The sequence below is a fragment of the Pleomorphomonas koreensis DSM 23070 genome (assembly GCF_000425185.1).
In the GTDB taxonomy this organism is placed as follows: domain Bacteria; phylum Pseudomonadota; class Alphaproteobacteria; order Rhizobiales; family Pleomorphomonadaceae; genus Pleomorphomonas; species Pleomorphomonas koreensis.
In genome coordinates this window covers 95129-112437 of sequence record NZ_AULH01000016.1, presented here as the reverse complement: position 1 = coordinate 112437, position 17309 = coordinate 95129, and the positions used below count along the sequence as shown (strand labels likewise).

The 17309-nt window shown below is 68.1% G+C and carries 12 protein-coding genes; 7 read left to right on the top strand and 5 right to left on the bottom strand.

The features are described from left to right. Positions 1–27 precede the first annotated feature (27 nt). Positions 28–1593 carry a DHA2 family efflux MFS transporter permease subunit gene (locus H512_RS0114550; RefSeq protein WP_036791879.1) on the bottom strand — a complete coding sequence of 522 codons (1566 nt, stop codon included), beginning with the start codon at positions 1591–1593 and terminating at the stop codon, positions 28–30. Between the two features lie 76 nt (positions 1594–1669). Then, a complete protein-coding gene (locus H512_RS0114545; RefSeq protein ID WP_053239907.1) occupies positions 1670–2875 on the bottom strand; it encodes an HlyD family secretion protein in 1206 nt (401 codons plus the stop codon). Between the two features lie 297 nt (positions 2876–3172). Here H512_RS0114545 and H512_RS24185 point away from each other — a divergent pair, with 297 nt between their 5' ends. Beyond that, positions 3173–3823: a TetR/AcrR family transcriptional regulator gene (locus H512_RS24185; protein WP_036791954.1), complete on the top strand. Its 651-nt coding sequence runs from the start codon at positions 3173–3175 to the stop codon at positions 3821–3823. Positions 3824–3867: 44 nt separating this feature from the next. On the opposite strand, the gene gap is transcribed toward H512_RS24185, so the two are convergent. Continuing rightward, positions 3868–4875, bottom strand: coding sequence for a type I glyceraldehyde-3-phosphate dehydrogenase (gene gap / locus H512_RS0114535; protein WP_026784070.1), 1008 nt, complete (start codon positions 4873–4875; stop codon positions 3868–3870). 83 nt (positions 4876–4958) lie between these two features. Between gap and H512_RS24180 the strand changes: the two genes are divergently transcribed. The 3 genes from H512_RS24180 (at position 4959) to H512_RS0114520 (ending at position 7352) form a co-directional block, all read left to right on the top strand. After that, positions 4959–5600, top strand: coding sequence for a TetR/AcrR family transcriptional regulator (locus H512_RS24180; protein WP_053239905.1), 642 nt, complete (start codon positions 4959–4961; stop codon positions 5598–5600). Positions 5601–5784: 184 nt separating this feature from the next. Further along, entirely contained in the window at positions 5785–6174 is a 390-nt protein-coding gene (locus H512_RS0114525) for a type II toxin-antitoxin system HicB family antitoxin (protein WP_026784069.1), read from the top strand. 149 nt (positions 6175–6323) lie between these two features. Next, a complete protein-coding gene (locus H512_RS0114520; protein WP_245585419.1) occupies positions 6324–7352 on the top strand; it encodes a L,D-transpeptidase family protein in 1029 nt (342 codons plus the stop codon). 30 nt (positions 7353–7382) lie between these two features. On the opposite strand, the gene H512_RS0114515 is transcribed toward H512_RS0114520, so the two are convergent. Together H512_RS0114515 and H512_RS0114510 are read right to left on the bottom strand one after the other, a co-directional pair. Then, on the bottom strand, positions 7383–9026 hold the full coding sequence (locus H512_RS0114515; RefSeq protein WP_026784067.1) for a Na+/H+ antiporter: 1644 nt from the start codon (positions 9024–9026) through the stop codon (positions 7383–7385). A 78-nt stretch (positions 9027–9104) separates the two neighbouring features. Then, positions 9105–10916: an adenine deaminase C-terminal domain-containing protein gene (locus tag H512_RS0114510; RefSeq protein ID WP_026784066.1), complete on the bottom strand. Its 1812-nt coding sequence runs from the start codon at positions 10914–10916 to the stop codon at positions 9105–9107. A gap of 826 nt (positions 10917–11742) precedes the next feature. Between H512_RS0114510 and H512_RS24175 the strand changes: the two genes are divergently transcribed. From H512_RS24175 to H512_RS25860, 3 genes are all read left to right on the top strand, one after another. After that, positions 11743–12402 carry a TetR/AcrR family transcriptional regulator gene (locus tag H512_RS24175; protein WP_053239903.1) on the top strand — a complete coding sequence of 220 codons (660 nt, stop codon included), beginning with the start codon at positions 11743–11745 and terminating at the stop codon, positions 12400–12402. Between the two features lie 198 nt (positions 12403–12600). Then, positions 12601–13812, top strand: coding sequence for an efflux RND transporter periplasmic adaptor subunit (locus tag H512_RS0114495; protein ID WP_026784065.1), 1212 nt, complete (start codon positions 12601–12603; stop codon positions 13810–13812). After that, positions 13809–17309: an efflux RND transporter permease subunit gene (locus tag H512_RS25860; protein WP_053239902.1), complete on the top strand. Its 3501-nt coding sequence runs from the start codon at positions 13809–13811 to the stop codon at positions 17307–17309. The genes H512_RS0114495 and H512_RS25860 overlap by 4 nt, the downstream gene beginning before the upstream one ends.

Genomic DNA, 17309 nt, shown 5'->3' with positions numbered 1-17309 from the left:
GGAGGCCGCCTCGCTGGCGTTTTGGGCTCAATGGCCGCCGCCGCCACCGCCCTGGGCGGCCGGTCTCTTGACCAGCGGCTGGGCGAGAACGAGCCCCAGGAACAGCAGCGTCAACAGCAGGAAGATGTCGTCGAAGGCCATCACCGTCGCCTGCTGCTGCGTCATGCCGGTCAGCCTGGAGATGGCGGCGAGGCGGGCGCTGCTGCCGAGCCCGGACAGGGCGTGCGTCATGCCGTCGAGCGTCGAGACGGCGGTGGCGCTGGTGATGTTGACCGCCTCGCGCAGCCGGTCGTAATGCAGGTCGCCGCGGCTGGTCATGATCTGGTTGATCAGCGCCAGGCCGACGGCGCCGCCGAGATTGCGGGTGAGGTTGAACAGGCCCGAGGCGTTCTTCATCTCGGCCGGCGGCAGTGTGCCGAGCGCGATGTTGTTGATCGGCACCATGCACATCATCATGAACACGCCGCGGAACACCTGCGGCCAGAACAGCTCCCAGAAGTCCCAGTCGGCGGTCATGCTGCTGGACAGCCAGGTAGAAACGGCGATGCCGAGGAAGCCGGCGCCCATCATGACGCGCGGATCGAGCACGCGGCTGAGACGGCCGGCGAAGGGCGCCATGAACAGCATGGCGACGCCGGAGACGAACATCGTCTCGCCGATCTGCAAGGCCGAGAAGCCGCGGATGCGGGCAAGATAGACCGGATAGAGATAGGTGAGGCCGTAGAGGCCGATGCCGAGGCAGAAGGAGAAGGCGCTGCCGAAGGCGAAGTTGCGGTTGCCGAAGGCGCGCAGGTCGACGATCGGGTTCTTGCGGGTCAGCGCCCGGACGAAGAACACGATGCCGCCGATCGTCATCACGGCGGTGAAGGCGGCGATACGCCGGTCGTCGAGCCAGTCCTTGCTCGGGCCTTCCTCCAGCACGTATTCGAGCGAGCCGAGGAAGGCGGCCATGGCGAGAAGGCCCCACCAGTCGAAGGTCTTGAACAGTTCGGGCTGCGGCTCGTCGAAGTCGATCAGGACATAGGCGGCCACCGTCACGAAGATGCCGGGCAGTACGTTGACCAGGAACAGCCAGTGCCAGGAGAACAGCTCGGTGAGATAGCCGCCGGCCGTCGGGCCGATGGTCGGGGCGAGCGTGGCGACGAGGCCGATGATCGGCGCCACCATCGACATCTTGTCGCGCGGGAAGATGGTGTAGGCCGAGGCGAACACCGTCGGGATCATGCCGCCGCCGATGAAGCCCTGCACGGCGCGCCAGACGATCATCTCGTTGATGGTCGAGGAGAAGGCGCACATCAGCGACGCCGCGGTGAAGCCGCCGGCGGCGATGACGAACATCCAGCGCGTCGAGATCATCCGCGACAGGTAGCCCGACAGCGGGATCATGATCACTTCGGCGATCAGGTAGGAGGTCTGGACCCAGGAGATCTCGTCGTTGGCGGCGCCGAGGCCGGCCTGGATCTCGGCGAGCGAGGCCGAGACGATCTGGATGTCCAGGATCGCCATGAACATGCCGAACACCATGCAGATGAAGGTGAACAGCCGGCGCTTGGTGAAGGTGGGGCCGGCGGCGGCCGGAGCGATGGCGGACATGGGAGCGACCGAGGGCTGTCGGCCGAGCGCGCGCAGGCCGGAGCCCGCGCGCGACGGTCGGTCATTTGGGAAGGTGTCAGCTTGCCGGCGCGGTGCGCGGATCGGCGGCGACCACCACGGAGAGGCCGGGGCGGAGCTTGCCGCTTGCCGCCGCGTCGGCGGGAATCGAGATGCGCACCGGCAGGCGCTGCACCACCTTGGTGAAGTTGCCGGTGGCGTTGTTGGCCGGCAGCAGGCTGAACACCGAGCCGGTGGCCGGCGACAGGCTCTCGACGGTGCCGAGGATGGTCTCCTCCTCGCCGAGCGCGTCGACGGTGATGCGCACCGTCTCGCCGGGCACCAGCCTGGCGAGCTGGGTTTCCTTGTAGTTGGCCTCGACATGGGCGCTGCCGGCCGCCACCAGCGAGGCGAGCTGCTGGCCGGGCGTCACGTAGGTGCCGATCTCGATCGCCCTGTTGCCGATGACGCCGTCCACCGGCGCGCGGATCTCGGTGAAGGAGAGATCGCGCCGCGCCTTGTCGACGGCGGTCTGCAGCGTCTTGCCGGTGGCTTCCGCCTCGGCCTTCTGGGCCTTGAGCACGTCGATGTTGGCCTCGGCCACCGACACGGCCGCCTCGGCGGCGGCGACGGAGGCGCGCGCCGCGTCGCGGGCGGTGCGGGCGTCGTCGAGCTGCGACTGGGCCGACACCTTGCTGGAGACCAGCGTCGACTGGCGGGAGAAATTGATGTCCGCCGATTCGAGCGATGCTTCCGCCGAAGCGACGCCGGCCTTGGCCTGCGCCACCTGCGCCGCGCCGGCGGCGATCTGCCGGTCGATGCGGACGACGGTCGCGACGTTGCCGGCGAGCGCGTTCTCGGCCTGGGCAACGGCGAGGCGATAATCGCCGTCGTCGATGCGGGCGATGACATCGCCCTTCTTCACCGCCGTGTTGTCGGCGACCAGGACGTCGGTGACGTAGCCGGAGGCCTTGGCGGCCAGCGTGGTGATGTCGGCGGCGACATAGGCGTCGTCGGTGGTGACCAGGAAGCGGCCGTCGATCCACCAGGCATAGCCGGCCTTGCCGCCGAACCAGGCGGCGGTGCCGATGAGGGCGACGAGCACCAGGCGGCCGACGATGCCGCGCTTCTTCTTGGGCGGGGCCGCCGGCGCCGGCGCCGCGTGGCTCGCAGCCGGCGCATGGTGCGGCGTGCCGGGGCTGGCCTCGGCGGCCGGCCGGATCGGGGTGACGGTGGCGTCCGAGCCGTCGCTCTCGTGGGCGGCGTTGCCTTCGCGCTTGGCCATTGAAGTCTCCATCTGTCCGTCGCCGGACCCGCCGGGCGGACCGCGCCATTCGCCGGCGCGATGCATTCGATATGGTCAGTATTGTTCCTGACCGTCGAAAGTGTTATCTCATGACCGAACCGTTCGGTCAATAGTGGCTCGAGCGCTTGGTTGACCTTTCGTGTCCTTCGAGGGCACTCTCAGCAAAACGTGATCGGCCGCCGCCGTTTCGGGATGAGGATCGCCCAAGGGAGAATGGCCGTCGGCGGCCGGAACAGCGACAATGGCGGCCAATCGAAGCCGCAAGGGCAGGGGTGGATGAGCAAGGTGTCGGCGCGGCCCGGCGAACCGGTTTCCGGCGCCGAAGGCCATGACAACGAGAAACGGCAGCAGATCCTCGACGGGGCCCGCGAGGTGTTCCGCGCCAAGGGTTACGAAGGGGCGGCGATGGATGCCATCGCCAAGGCGGCCGGCGTCTCCAAGGGCACGCTCTATGTCTACTTCACCAACAAGGACGAGCTGTTCGAGGAGCTGATCTCCGACGAGAAGCGGGAACTCGCGGCCGCCCTCGACGCCTTCCAGCCGGTGGCCGGCAGCTTCCGCGACAACCTCCGGGCCTTCGCCATCAGTTTCAACGAGCTTCTCACCGCCGACAACCACATCTCTTCGATCCGCATGGTCATCGGCGCGGTGGAGAAGTTTCCGGCCGTCGGCGCCATGTTCTTCAAGGCGGGCGCCGAGCGCGGCACCACGCGCCTGACCGAGGTGTTCGGCCGGGCCGTCGAGGATGGACGCCTGAGGCCCTGCGATCCGGCCGTCGCGGCCCAGCATTTCATCTCGCTCTGCACGGCGGAGATGATGAAGAAGTCGCTGTTTGGCGCCGCGCTCAGGCCGTCGCGCGAAGCCGCCGAGAAGATGGTCGACAACGGCCTCGACGTGTTCATGGCCTACTATGGGGCGAATTCCTGACCGGAAACCCTACCGGGACGGGGTAGAGGATTTCCCGCCGCGCCCTATTGCTTGCGCAGCATGTGTGCCGCCAGATCGAGGCAGCGGGAGGCGTAGCCCCATTCGTTGTCGTACCAGGCGATCAGTTTGGTCAGGCCCTCGGAGGTCTGCATGCCCGCCTTGACGTCGAAGATCGAGCTGTGGGGATTGCCCCGCAGATCGGACGAGACCACCGGGTCGTCGCAATATTGCAGGATGCCGCGATAGGCACCGGCCGCCGCGTCGCGAACCGCTTCGGAGATGTCCGCGTAGGTCGCCCTGGTGCGCAAGCGGCAGGTGAGGTCGACCATCGAGACGTCGGCCACCGGCACGCGCACCGCCATGCCATTGATCCGGCCGTTCAGCTCGGGAATGACCCGGCCGACCATGCGCGCCGCACCGGTGGTCGCCGGAATGATGTTGTTGAAGACGCCGCGCCCGAAGCGCCAGTCCTTGCGGGCCACGCCGTCGACAGTGTTCTGGCTGGACGTTGCCGCGTGAACGGTCAGCATCAGCGCTTCCTCAAGGCCGAAGGCGTCATTGATCAGCTTGGCCAGCGGCGCCACGCAGTTGGTGGTGCAGGAGGCGTTGGAGACGATGGTCTCGCCCGCGTAGGCCGTGGCGTTGACGCCCATCACGAACACCGGCGTGTCGTCCTTGGGCGGCCCCGACAGCACCACCTTGCCGGCACCGGCCCGGAGATGGCCCTCGGCCGCCTCGGTGGTGAGAAACCGCCCGGTCGATTCGATCACCATGTCGACGCCGGCCTCGGCCCAGCGGATGGCGGCCGGGTCCTTTTCCTCGAAGGCGGCGACCGCTCGCCCGTCGACGACGAGCGCGCCGGCCGCCGTTTCCACCCGGCCGGGGAAGGCGCCGTGGACGCTGTCGTAGGTCAGGAGATAGGCCAGATGATCGATGGGCAGGAGGTCGTTGACGGCGACGATCTCCAGATCGTCGCGCGCCCCCGCGGCGCGGAGCACCATGCGGCCGATGCGGCCGAAGCCATTGATGCCGATGCGGATTTTGTCAGCCATGTTCGTTCTCCATTTCCTCTCACATTTTCATACTAGATCGCATAAAATGGAGCGGCAATTAATTTTTTGCGAAGCGGTACAAAATGAAAAGCAAACCCTCCCGTGGCCGGCCCAGGGAATATGATCCGGACGCGGCGCTGGCGGCCGCCCTCGGCGAATTCCGGCGGCGCGGCTACACCGCCACCTCGCTCGACCATCTGTCGGCGGCGACCGGCATGGCGCGGCCGAGCCTTTATGCGGCCTTCGGCAACAAGCTGGAGATCTATCGCAAGGCCGTCCGCCTCTATGCCGAGCAATCGGCCGAGCGGCGGCGGAGCGCCCTGTTCGACGAGCCGTCGCTGCAAAAGGGTCTGGACGGTTACTTCGCCGAGATCATCGGCGTCTATGTGCCGAAGGAAAGCGATCCGCTCGGCTGTCCGATATTGAGCGTCATCTCCGGCGAGGCGGCTGCCGATCCCGAGATCGGCGCGGAACTGGCCACCGCCGTCGGCAGGACCGACAGCCTGTTCCGGCAGCGGATGATGCTGGCGGCCGAGGCCGGCGAGATACCGGCGGAGACGGATGTCGCCGGGCTGGCGGCGATGCTGGCGGCGCTGCAGCACTCCCTGGCGCTGCGGGCGCGGGCTGGTGCGCGGCGGCCGGAATTGCTGGAGCTAGCCCGGTCGCATGTCGCGCTGGCGCTGAAGGCGGCCGGCGCCGGTCTGGCCGAGCCGACGCCGGGATAAATGACTTTTCGTCTCATGTTAATATTTTGTTTACCCTGTTTTGCGAGCGTTAACCATCTTGGGCCGGCTCAGGGCGTGCCGCATCCGGTCCGAGACCCTCGGTTGGCGAGGGAGCCCGCGCCGGCTCCTCGCGACGAGCGCTCTAGCTCCCCTTCCGTTTCGACATCCGAGCCAGGAGGCTCACATGGCCTACGCCGTCGCGCTGATTCACGAAGAACAAAACCGCAGTTATGGCGTGTCCTTCCCGGACTTCCCCGGCTGCGTCTCGGCCGCCAGCAACCTCAACGACGCCATCGCCCGGGCCGCCGTGGCGCTGGCGGCGCATGTCAAGGCGCTCGGTGACAACAGCCAGGCCATGCCGGTGCTGCGGACGCTCGACGACATCCGCCGGACGCAGGAGCTGCACGAGGCGATCATCGCCGCGGTGCCGGTGGACATGCCGGGCAAGCCCGTTCCGGTGCAGATCACCCTCAACGAGCATCTGCTCGCCGCGCTCGACCGCTCCGCGCGGGAGAGCGGCGTCACCCGTTCCGACAAGATCGCCGAGGCCATCCGTGCCAGCCTGAGGACGTGAAAGCCGCCTCGCGCCATATTCTGTCCGAAGTCCTCCGCCACACGGTGCTTCGGCTGATCGGCGCCCGAGACGACGGGCGCCCGCCGGCCGGCGGGCGTCGGGATCGCCTTCGAGCCGGATGGCGCGCCGCCCCGATGAAAGGTTTGTCCGTGACGAGACTGCGTTCGGCCGCGTTTCTGCTGATTGCCGCGGCGGCCCTCTCCGGCTGCGCGCTGTTCGGCTACGACCTCAAGCGCTCGGAACGGCCGGTGCCGGCGCGGCTCATCTCCGCGATGACCAGCAAGGGCCTCGGCGTCACCTCGCCCATCCTGATCCGCGTCTTCAAGCAGGAAAGCGAACTCGAACTCTGGAAGATGGGCCGCGACGGCCGTTACGTGCTGCTGAAGACCTATCCCATCTGCCGCTGGTCGGGGAAGCTGGGGCCGAAGACGGTAGAGGGCGACCGCCAGACGCCGGAAGGCTTCTACTCCGTCGCGCCGGCCCAGATGAACCCGGACAGCCGCTATTACCTGTCCTTCAACCTCGGCTTCCCCAACCGGCTGGAGGCGGCGCTCGGCTACCGGGGCGCCGCCCTGATGATCCACGGCGCCTGTTCGTCGTCGGGCTGCTACGCCGTCACCGACGATGCGGCGTTCGAGATCTACGCCGTGGCGCGCGAGGCGTTCCGGGGCGGTCAGGGCGCCTTTCAGGTCGAGGCGCTGCCCTTCCGCATGACGCCGGCCAACCTCGCCCTGCATCGCGATAATCCGAACATGGCCTTCTGGCGCACCCTCAAGGAAGGCAGCGACGCCTTCGAACTGACGCGCAAGGAGCCGCGCGTCGGCTATTGCGGTCGCCGCTATGTCTTCAACGCCGACAATCTCGACGCGACGGTCGATCCGCTGGCGCCCTGTCCGTCGTTGCAGACGGACGCGACGCTGACCGCCGCCGTCGCCGCCAAGGCCGCCGCGGACGACGCCGCCGCCGCGGCGATCGCCGCCGCCAATCCCGCGCTGCCCCGCATGTCCTATGTCGACGGCGGCATGCACCCGGCCTTCCGGGCGATCCTTCAGGACAAGGGCGCGGCGCGGCTCTCCAAGATGACGTCGGACAAGACGCCGGTCAGCCGGCCGGAGGCGGCGCTGGCCGATCCCTTCACGCCGGAGCTGCTAACAAGGCTGACGGGCGGCAACAGCTGAGCGGCCGGGCGGCCGGTTGCTGACATCCCGCTAGGTCGCGGACCCGATGCGCTCTTCCATCAGGTCGATTTCCCTGACCAGCTTGCGGGCCGCCTCGTCGGAAATCTTGCGGGCCCGGGCATTGCGATAGATCTCGTCGCGCTCGGCCCCGAGGCCGGCGAGGCGCAGCTTGCGCTCGATCTCGTCGATCTTGCGGGCCAGTTGGCGCTCGTCGCCGGTCTTGGTGCGGCCGTCGATGCGGCGCCGGTACAGCTCCATGATCCGCGTGCCGGCGTCCATGTAGAGATCGGCGTCGGCGCGGCCTTCCCCCATCCTGTGCTGCGCCTGCTCGATGGCCCGGATCGCCGCCTCGGCCGCCGCCGTGCGGGCGCTGTCCTCCTGCTCCTGATGCGAGGCGTCCGGAGGCAGCTCAAGGGTCTTGAGAAGACGCGGCAGCCCGATGCTCGCCGCCACCAGCGACACGATGATCACGCCGGCGGCCAGCAGGATGGCGAGGTCGCGGGCCGGGAAGGGCGATCCGTCGGTCATGGTCAGCGGCAGCGTCAGCACGCCGGCCAGCGTGATGGCGCCGCGCACGCCGGCCAGCGATGTCGCCACCACCAGACGCCAGCTCGGCGTCACCACGGTCTTGCCCTGGCGCGCCGCCCTGAACAGGGTGAAGCGCAGCGAGGCCCAGACCCACAAGAGGCGCAGCGCCGCCAGCGCCAGATTGATCGCCACGATGTAGATAACCAGCCATGCCGGGTCGTGATGGCCGGTTTCGCGGACCACCTCGGCCGCACCGGAGACGATCTTCGGCAATTGCTCGCCGAGCAGCACGAAGATGATGCCGTTGGCCGCGAACTGCACGGTGTCCCAGACGGCGCTGCGCTGGACGCGGGTGACGGCCAGCACGTGGCCGGCCTGCTCGGCATAGCTCATGGTGATGCCGGCCGCGACGGCGGCGAGAATGCCGGAGCAATGAAGGTGCTCGGCCAGGAGGTAGCTGGCGAAGGGAATGAGCAGGCTGACCAGGATCTGCGAGCCGCTGTCTTCTCCGAAGCGCCGGGATATCCAGGTCTTGGCCTTCATCGCCAGCCAGGTGACGCCGGCGCCGATGGCGATGCCACCGAAAGCCAGCCAGAGAAATGTCGCGAAGGCGTCGGCCGGCGAGAAGGTGCCGGTCAGGGCCGCCGCCACGGCAAAGCGCATGCAGACCAGGCCTGAGGCGTCGTTGAGCAGGGATTCGCCTTCGAGGATGTGCATCAGCCGCTTGGGGATCGGTACTCTGGCGGCGATGGCCGACACGGCGATGGGGTCGGTGGGCGAGACGATGGCCGCCAGCGCGAAGGCGACCGCCAGCGGCATCGCCGGGACCATCCAGTTGATGAAGAAGCCGACGCCGACCACCGTGAAGACGACAAGACCGAGGGCGAGTTCCAGGATGGTGCCCTTGTCGCGGAACAGGCCCTCCTTCGGAATGCGCCAGCCGTCGAGAAACAGCAGCGGTGGCAGGAACAGCAGGAAGAACAGGTCGGGCTGCAGTTCGACGCCGAGGTCGGCCACCGAGGCGATGGCTGCGCCGAGCGCGATCTGCACCAGCGGAAGCGGCAGGGCGATGGGCAACATGCGCGTCAGCGTGCCGCTGATGACGACGGCCAGCATGAGAATGAGGGCAATCGAGACCGTTTCCATTGCGCTATCCCCTTCCGCGCCGCGTTCCGGACGCCTCCACGCCCCGGCGGGGGGGAGGCCGCCGCGATGGACGTTCCCTTACTCCGCCGCGAACAGCGGCAGCTGCGTCATCTCGGGCACCAGCACCAGCCCCTTGTCGGTGATGCGGATTTCCGGGATCACCGACAGCGGGATCAGGTTGAAGCCCATGTAGGGCAGGGTGCAGCCGGCCTTCTCCCATTCGGCCTTCAGCGCCTCGACCTCGCCGGCGACCAGATGCACGCGCTTGTCGGACATCAGGCCGGCCACCGGCAGCGGCACCATGGCCGACACCTTGCCGTCGTGAACGATGCAGACGCCGCCGCCCTCGGCTTCGATGGCTTCGAGCGCCACACGCATGTCGGCCTCGTTGGTGCCGGCGACGATGATGTTGTGGCTGTCGTGACCGACCGACGAGGCGACGGCGCCCCTCTTCAGCCCGAAGTTCTGGAGGAGGCCGTGGGCGACGTTGCCGGCCGACTTGCCGTGCCGCTCGACCACCGTGACGAAGCAGAGGTCGTGGCGGTCGAACAGCGTCTGCCAGTCGTTGGCCGGTTCGAGAGGGAGGCGGACGTGCTTCAGCACGATGCCGGGCAGCTCGGCGCGGATGACGTTGGCGACGGTCGGCGCGGTGGGCAGGGCGGGCGTCAGCTTCAGCGCCTTCGGCAGGTGGACCGTGGCATAGGCGGCATCGGGGTAGCGGTAGCGCGCTTCGAGCGTTGCTTCCAGCGTCGGGGCGATCGAGCGGCGGTCGACCATCAGCTCGCCGCCGTACCAGGTGCTCTGCGGCACCAGGTCGTCGTCGAGCAGCACCAGATCGGCGCGCCGGCCGCCGCCGAGGCCGCCGATCTCGCCGTCCATGGCGTAGCGGGTGGCGCCGGAGATCGAGCCCATGGCCCAGGCGGTGGCCGGCGGCAGGCCGGCCTTCACCGCCTGCCGCACCACCCAGTCGAGGCCGAAGGCCAGGAGATCCTCGGCGTCGCGGTCGTCGGTGCAGACGGCGATGCGGCGCGGCGAGGCGCCAAGCTCGGTCATGGTCTTGATCGCCTCGGGCAGCGAGTGCCAGGGCGTGGTCGGCGGGCCGCCGCGCAGGAAGATCCAGACGCCGGCCTCCAGGAGATCGTCGGCGATGTCGCGGTCGACGGCCTCGTGGGTGTCGGTGACGCCCGAGGCGGCGTAGGCGGCGACGAACTCGCGGCCGTAGACGTGACCGGAGACCGGCCGGCCGCGCGACAGCGCGGCGGCGATGATGGCGTGGCTGCGCTCGTCGCCGAGGGTGACCGGCACGAAGTCCATCTTCTCGCCGAGCGCCACCGCCTCCGGCCAGCGGTCGAACAGGCCGGCGATCTTGTCGGGCGTCAGATCGCCGCCGGCCGTCTCCAGCTCCGGCGTGGTGGCCGGCACGGTGCTGGCCAGCGTGTGGAAGACGGAGAGCGGCGCCTCGCGGGCGTCCTCCATCATCGCCTCGATGCCGGCGACGTCCATGACGTTGCCGATCTCGTGGCTGTCGCAGAAGATGGTGGTGGTGCCGTTGAGGAGCGCCGCCTCGGCATAGGCGCAGGCCGTCACCATCGAGCTTTCGATGTGGATGTGCGGGTCGACGAGGCCGGGGGCGATGATGCCGCCGTGGGCGTCGTAGATCGTCGCCGAACCGCCACGATAGCTGCCGGCCGGCTTGACGGCGGCGATGCGGCCGGCCGCCACCCAGACCTCGCGGTCGTTGAGGATGCGGTCGGAATAGGTCGAGAGGGCGCGGACGCCGGTGATGACCAGGTCGGGCTCCGCCCGGCCGGCCGCCACGCCGGCGAGGCGGCGGGTCAGGCGGTGCAGGGGCTGCACGGAAAAGCGGGTCGGCTTGACGATGCTGGACATCCGGACCTCGGGATCGCTCGAGACTGCAACCGGTCGGATCGGCCAACCCGATCGGCCAAGCCATGGTAGCGGCCGGAGGAGGCGTTTCAAGCCAAAAGTCGTGACAGGAGAAAACGCCCGCCCGGCGACAGAGGTGTCGGGCGGTTGCAGTTGACGGCTGTTCACGGGAATGTGAAGGCGCGCTTCATCCACGACGACATGCCCCGCTCCACCCAGGCAGGGAGGAACGAGGCATGCGCCTCCTCGATCCGATGTCGCATCCGGCCTTCAAGTAAAAGGATGCGACAATCAGTCTTCGCGCGGGCTTGGAAGTTCGCCGCGACGATGCGATGGCAATTTCAGAGCTGGAGATCGCTCAAGGAAGCTATTGTCCAGCGGATGCTTGCCTCGATCGAGGATCGATTGCTTGGCTTCACCAGACCACCTCCTTTCGTTTGTTGCTGACAGATGGGAGCATGAACCTCATTGCAGGACGCTGCAAGTCAAAAAGAAAGCTGACTGTGTCAATCCGTATTTGGGCAGACGGCGGCGCCGGTTCAGGCGGGAAAGGCCGGGCGCGGCACCATGACGGCCGGCGGGCGGGCAGGATGTCCGCTCAGATGCCGCGGCCGGACGCGCGGCGGTCCCGCGAACAAATCGAAGTGACCACAAGCCGTTAGCGGGATGGTCATCTCTGCGTGGCTCTATCGCCCGGCGATCGGCGCGCTGGATTGAACGATTCCGGACATCGATCCTTGTATTGACGCAAAAGGAATACAATTCTATGGGAACGAACGTTCGTTCTCGCATTTCAGGTGCCCGCCTGGACGCCTCCGGAGGTTCCTGCATGAGTTTCAGCGCCTTTGCGCCCGCTTCCGGCGGGCTGCCGCCGTCGCCACAGGACGAGCGTCGCGCCCGCATTCTCGATGCGGCGCGCACCTGCTTCTCGCGCGCCGGCTTCCATCGCACGTCGATGCAGGAGATCTGCGCCGAGGCGAAGATGAGTCCGGGCGGGCTCTATCGTTATTTCGTCTCCAAGGATGCGATTATCGAGGCGATCGCCGAGGAGGAGCAGTGCGCCGGCCGGCGCATCCTCGAACTGATGCTGGAGCCCGGCACGCTGCACGACCGGCTGCTGCGCTGCGGTCTTGCCTATATCGATGCGATGCGCGACCGCCGGGCGGTGCAGATGATGCTCGAGGTCTATGTCGAGAGCATGCGCAACACGGCGGTCGGCGCCTTCTTCGCCAAATGCGAGGAAGAGAACCGCCAGCTGATGCATGAGGTGTTCGCCAATGCCAAGGCGGCGGGCGAGATCGCCGCCGACGCCGACGTCGACATGATCATGATGACGCTGGTGGCCTTCGCCGATGGCGTCATCCTGCGCATGGGCCTTGAGCCCGACTACGACGTCGATCGGGCCGGGGTGATCCTGTCGCGTGTTGTCACGGTCGTGCTGGAAAATGGAGCGTCGGCGGCCTCTCCCCCCTTGGCAAGGCGGGGGTGAAGCCACATGTCTGCGCGGATTAACCTTGGTTCATGTTCCGGCGCCGACCTCCCGGTTCGGTCCCGACAGTTGCGTAACGCCGGGACCGGTCTCCCGGTTCCTGCCGGCGTCATCACAATCACCAGCATAGTCTTGTTCCTATCGGAGCTTCAGAAATTGGCATTTGATCCGACAGACCGTCTGCGGAGACGTTTCGCAATGAAGTTCCGGGTGATGTCCCTGGCCGGTCTGCTGCTGGCTGGTCCGGTCGTAACGTTGCCGGCGCTGGCGCAGGAGCCGGCCGCCGCGCCGGCGCCGACCGCTGCCGCCCAGGAAGTGGTGCCGACGGTGAGCGTCGTCAGCGCCGGCCGAAAGGCGCTGAGCCAGAAGGTGATCGTCACCGGTACGCTGGTGGCGCGCGAGGAGGTGCTGGTGACGCCGGGCGTCGAGGGTCTGAAGATCGAGACGATCCTCGTCGACGCTGGCGATCGGGTGAAGGAAGGCGACGTGCTGGCGCGGCTCGCCGTCGACAGCATCGACGTGCTCCTCGCTCAGAACACCTCGCAGCTGGCCTCCACCGACGCCCAGATCGCCCAGGCGCGTGCCCAGATCGCCGCCGCCGAGGCATCGTCGACGCAAGCCGGCCAGGCGCTCGAACGGGCGCGTACGCTGACGCAGAAAGGCTTCACCGCCACCGAGACGCTGGAGCAGCGGCAGGCGGCGGCCGATCAGGCCACGGCGCAGCTGGCGGTCGCCCGGCAGGCGCTGTCCGCCGCCGAGGCCGGCCGCACGCTGGTCGAGGCGCAGCGGGACGAACTGGAGCTGCGCCGCTCCAAGACCGACATCAAGGCGCCACGGGCCGGGCTCATCCTCAGCCGCACCGCGGTGGTGGGGCAGGTCGCCTCGGCGGGCGGCAACCCGCTGTTCGTCATCGCCGAGGACGGCGACATCGAACTCGACGCCGACGTCACCGAGACGCTGCTGCCGCAGCTCAAGGTCGGCCAGAAGGTGGCGGTGCGGCCGTCCGGTGTCGACAAGCCGGTCGACGGCGTGGTGCGCCTCGTCCAGCCGGAGATCAAGGCGTCGACGCGGCTCGGCAAGGCGCGCATCGCCCTGCCGGGCGGCGACGGCCTGCGCGTCGGCGCCTTCGCCCGCGGCACGATCGAGGTCGCCCGCAGCGAGGGACTGGTGCTGCCGGTGACGGCGATCGCCGACGACGGCGGCGTCTCGACGGTGCAGGTGGTGAAGGACGGCGTCGTCGACACGCGAGAGGTGAAGACCGGCCTCACCGATGCCGGCCTCATCGAGGTGACCGACGGCCTTGCCGAGGGCGAACTGGTGGTGTCGAAGGCCGGCACCTTCCTGAGGAGCGGCGATAAGGTCAAGCCGCAGGTGGTCGCGGGCGCTGGAGCCACGGGAGTCAAGGGATGAACTGGAACTTCTCCGCCTGGTCGATCCGGAACCCGGTTCCGCCGATCCTGCTGTTCGTCTGCCTGATCGCGCTGGGGCTCTACTCGTTCTCCCGGCTGCCGATCACCATGATGCCCAACATCGACCTGCCGCTGATCTCGGTGACGGTGACCGATTCCGGCTCGGCGCCGTCCGAGCTGGAAACGCAGGTGACCAAGCCGGTGGAGGATGCCCTCGCCGGCCTCACCGGCGTGCGCCACATGATCTCGACGGTGACCGACGGCGTGTCGACCACCGCCGTCATCTTCAACCTCGACGTCGCCACCGACCGGGCGCTCAACGACGTCAAGGACGCCGTCGCCGAAATCCGCGGTGACCTGCCCGGCTCGATCAACGAGCCGATCATCCGCCGCATCGACGTCGAGGGCCAGGCGATCATCACCTATGCCGCGGCGTCGCCGGCCATGACGCCGGAAGAGCTGTCGTGGTTCGTCGACGACAAGGTGATCCGCGACCTGCAGACGGTGAACGGCGTCGGCCGCGTCGAGCGCATGGGCGGCGTCAAGCGCGAGATCCAGGTGCAGATCGATCCCGACCGTCTGATGGCGCTCGGCATCACCGCCGCCCAGGTCAACGCCGCGCTGAAGGCGGTCAATATCGATCTCTCCGGCGGCAAGGGCGAGGTGGGCGGCCAGACGCAGGCGGTGCGCACGCTGGCCGGCGCCCGCTCGCTGGCCGACCTGGCGGCAACGCGGCTGCCGCTCGGCGACGGCCGCGACCTGCGTCTCTCCGACGTCGGCAAGGTGGTCGACCACTGGGCCGAGCCGAAGTCCTTCGCCCGGCTCGACGGCCGGCCGGCGGTGGCCTTCGCCATCTACCGCGCCAAGGGGGCGAGCGACGCCACGGTGTCGAAGGGCGCCGGCGCGGTGATCGACCGCCTCGCCGCGGAATATCCCGACGTGTCGATGAAGCGCATCGACGATTCGACGGTGCAGACCTACAACAGCTTCGAAAACTCGATGAAGACGCTGATCGAGGGCGCCCTGCTCGCCGTCATCGTCGTGCTGTTGTTCCTGCGCGACATCCGCGCCACGATCATCTCGGCCATCGCGCTGCCGCTGTCGGCCATTCCCACCTTCTTCGCGCTGGACATGCTGGGCTTCTCGCTCAACATGGTCAGCCTCTTGGGCATCACGCTGGTCACCGGCATCCTGGTCGACGACGCCATCGTCGAGATCGAGAACATCGTCCGCCACATCCGCACCGGCAAGAAGCCCTATCGGGCGGCGGTGGAGGCGGCCGACGAGATCGGCCTCGCGGTGATCGCCATCTCCACGACGATCATCGCCATCTTCTCGCCGGTCAGCTTCATGGGCGGCATCCCCGGCCAGTATTTCAAGCAGTTCGGCCTGACGGTGGCGCTGGCGGTGTTCTTCTCGCTGCTCACCGCCCGCCTGATCACGCCGATGCTGGCCGCCTATTTCATGAAGACGCCCTACACCGGCGACGGCGAGGACGGCCGGCCAGTCTATCGCGGCTTTGCCCGCACGGCGCTCCGGCGGATCGTCTGGTTCATTCCCTTCGGCATCATCGCCTTTATGGGCATCGACTGGCTGAAGGCCCACGGACCGCTGTCGGCGAAATCCGGCATCTTCGAGGGTGTCGACGCCACCGTCGACTTCCTCACCCGCTCCGGCGCCGAGATGACGGCGCTGTGGGTGGCGGCCGGCGTGGTGTTCTTGGCGCTGTTCTCGGCCTGGCTCACCCGGCCGCATCCCGAGGAGCACGAGGGCGGGCCGTTCGTGCGCGCCTATGCCTCCTTCCTCAAGATGACGCTGTGGTCGCCGAAGCTCAGGCTCCGCGGACATGTGCTCAGCGTGCCGGTGATGCCGATCGTCACCATCGTGCTCTGCCTCGCCACCTTCGTCTTTGCCATGGGGCAGGCGGCCAAGCTGCCGACCGAACTGTTCGCGCCGGGCGATCAGGCGCGTATCGTCACCTCGATCGAACTGCCGCCGGGCTCGACGCTCGACGACACGCAGGTCGTCACCGACAGCATCGCCGGACAGTTGGACGCCTTCCCCGAGGTGAAGAGCGTGTTCGTGATGGGCGGCACCTCGCCGACCGGCACGCTGGAGACGCGCCGCGCCGCCGTCATCGTCAACCTGCTGCCGCGCACCGAACGGGCGCTGACGCAGAAGCAGGTGGAGTACAAGGTGCAGGGCGTGCTGCGCGGCGTGCCCGACATCCGCTTCTACTTCGTCAACGAACGCGGCGACCGCGAGGCCACCGTCGGCGTGCTGGGCAAGGACGGCGACGCCGTGGCCAAGGCGGCGGCGGCGCTCGAGAACCAGATGCGCTCCGATCCGATGTTCTCCAACCCGTCGGCGCTGTCCTCCTTCGCCCGGCCGGAGATCCGCGTCACGCCGCGCCGCGACGTCGCCGCCGATCTCGGCGTATCGACGGATGCGCTGTCGCAAACCCTGCGCGTCGCCACGGTCGGCGATGCCGACAGCAACCTCGCCAAGTTCACCGACGGCGACCGGCAGATCCCGGTGCGCGTGCAGCTCGACACGGCGGCCCGCGGCAACATCGAGACGCTGGCGGCGCTGAAGGTGCCGACCGCTTCCGGCGTGCCGGTGCCGCTGTCGGCCGTCGCCGACATCGGCTTCGGCCAGGGGCCGTCGACCATCGACCGCTACGACCGCGAGCGTCTGGTCAAGGTCGGCACCGACATGATGCCGGGCTTCACGTCGGGCCAGGGGCTGGAGAAGATCAATGCACTGCCGGTGGTGAAGGATTTCCCGGCCGGCGTGCACATCCAGAACACCGACGATGCCGAGATCCAGCAGGAGATCTTCGAAGCCTTCGCCGTGGCGATGATCTCCGGCCTGACCATCGTGTTCATCGTGCTGATCCTGCTGTTCAACAGCGTGTTCCAGCCGATCACCATCCTCGGCTCCATTCCGCTGTCGATCGGCGGCGTGGTGGCGGCGCTGCTGCTCACCGGCTACGCGGTGTCGATGCCGGTGATCATCGGCGTGCTGATGCTGATGGGCATCGTCACCAAGAACGCCATCATGCTGGTCGATTTCGCCGTCGAGCGGCAGAAGCACGGGCTGAGCGAGACCGAGGCGATCATCGACGCCGGCCGCAAGCGCGCCCGGCCGATCGTCATGACCACCATCGCCATGGTGGCCGGCATGTATCCGGCGGCGCACGGCACCGGCCAGGGCGCCGAGTTCATGGCGCCGATGGCCATCGCGGTGATCGGCGGCCTGCTGGTGTCGACGGTGCTGTCGCTGGTGTTCATCCCCTCGCTCTACCTGATGATCAACCGCCTCAACCGGGCCATCGGCTGGCTGTTCGGCAAGGTCGCCGACCCCAACGAATCGGACGAGGACGAGCACGCCGAGCCGCCGCTGCCGACGCGGCCGCGTCTGGTGTCGGCCTCCGAGCCGATCGGACCGCGACCGCGGCTGCTCGGGCCGGACGGATTGCCGATCGCCGCCGAGTGA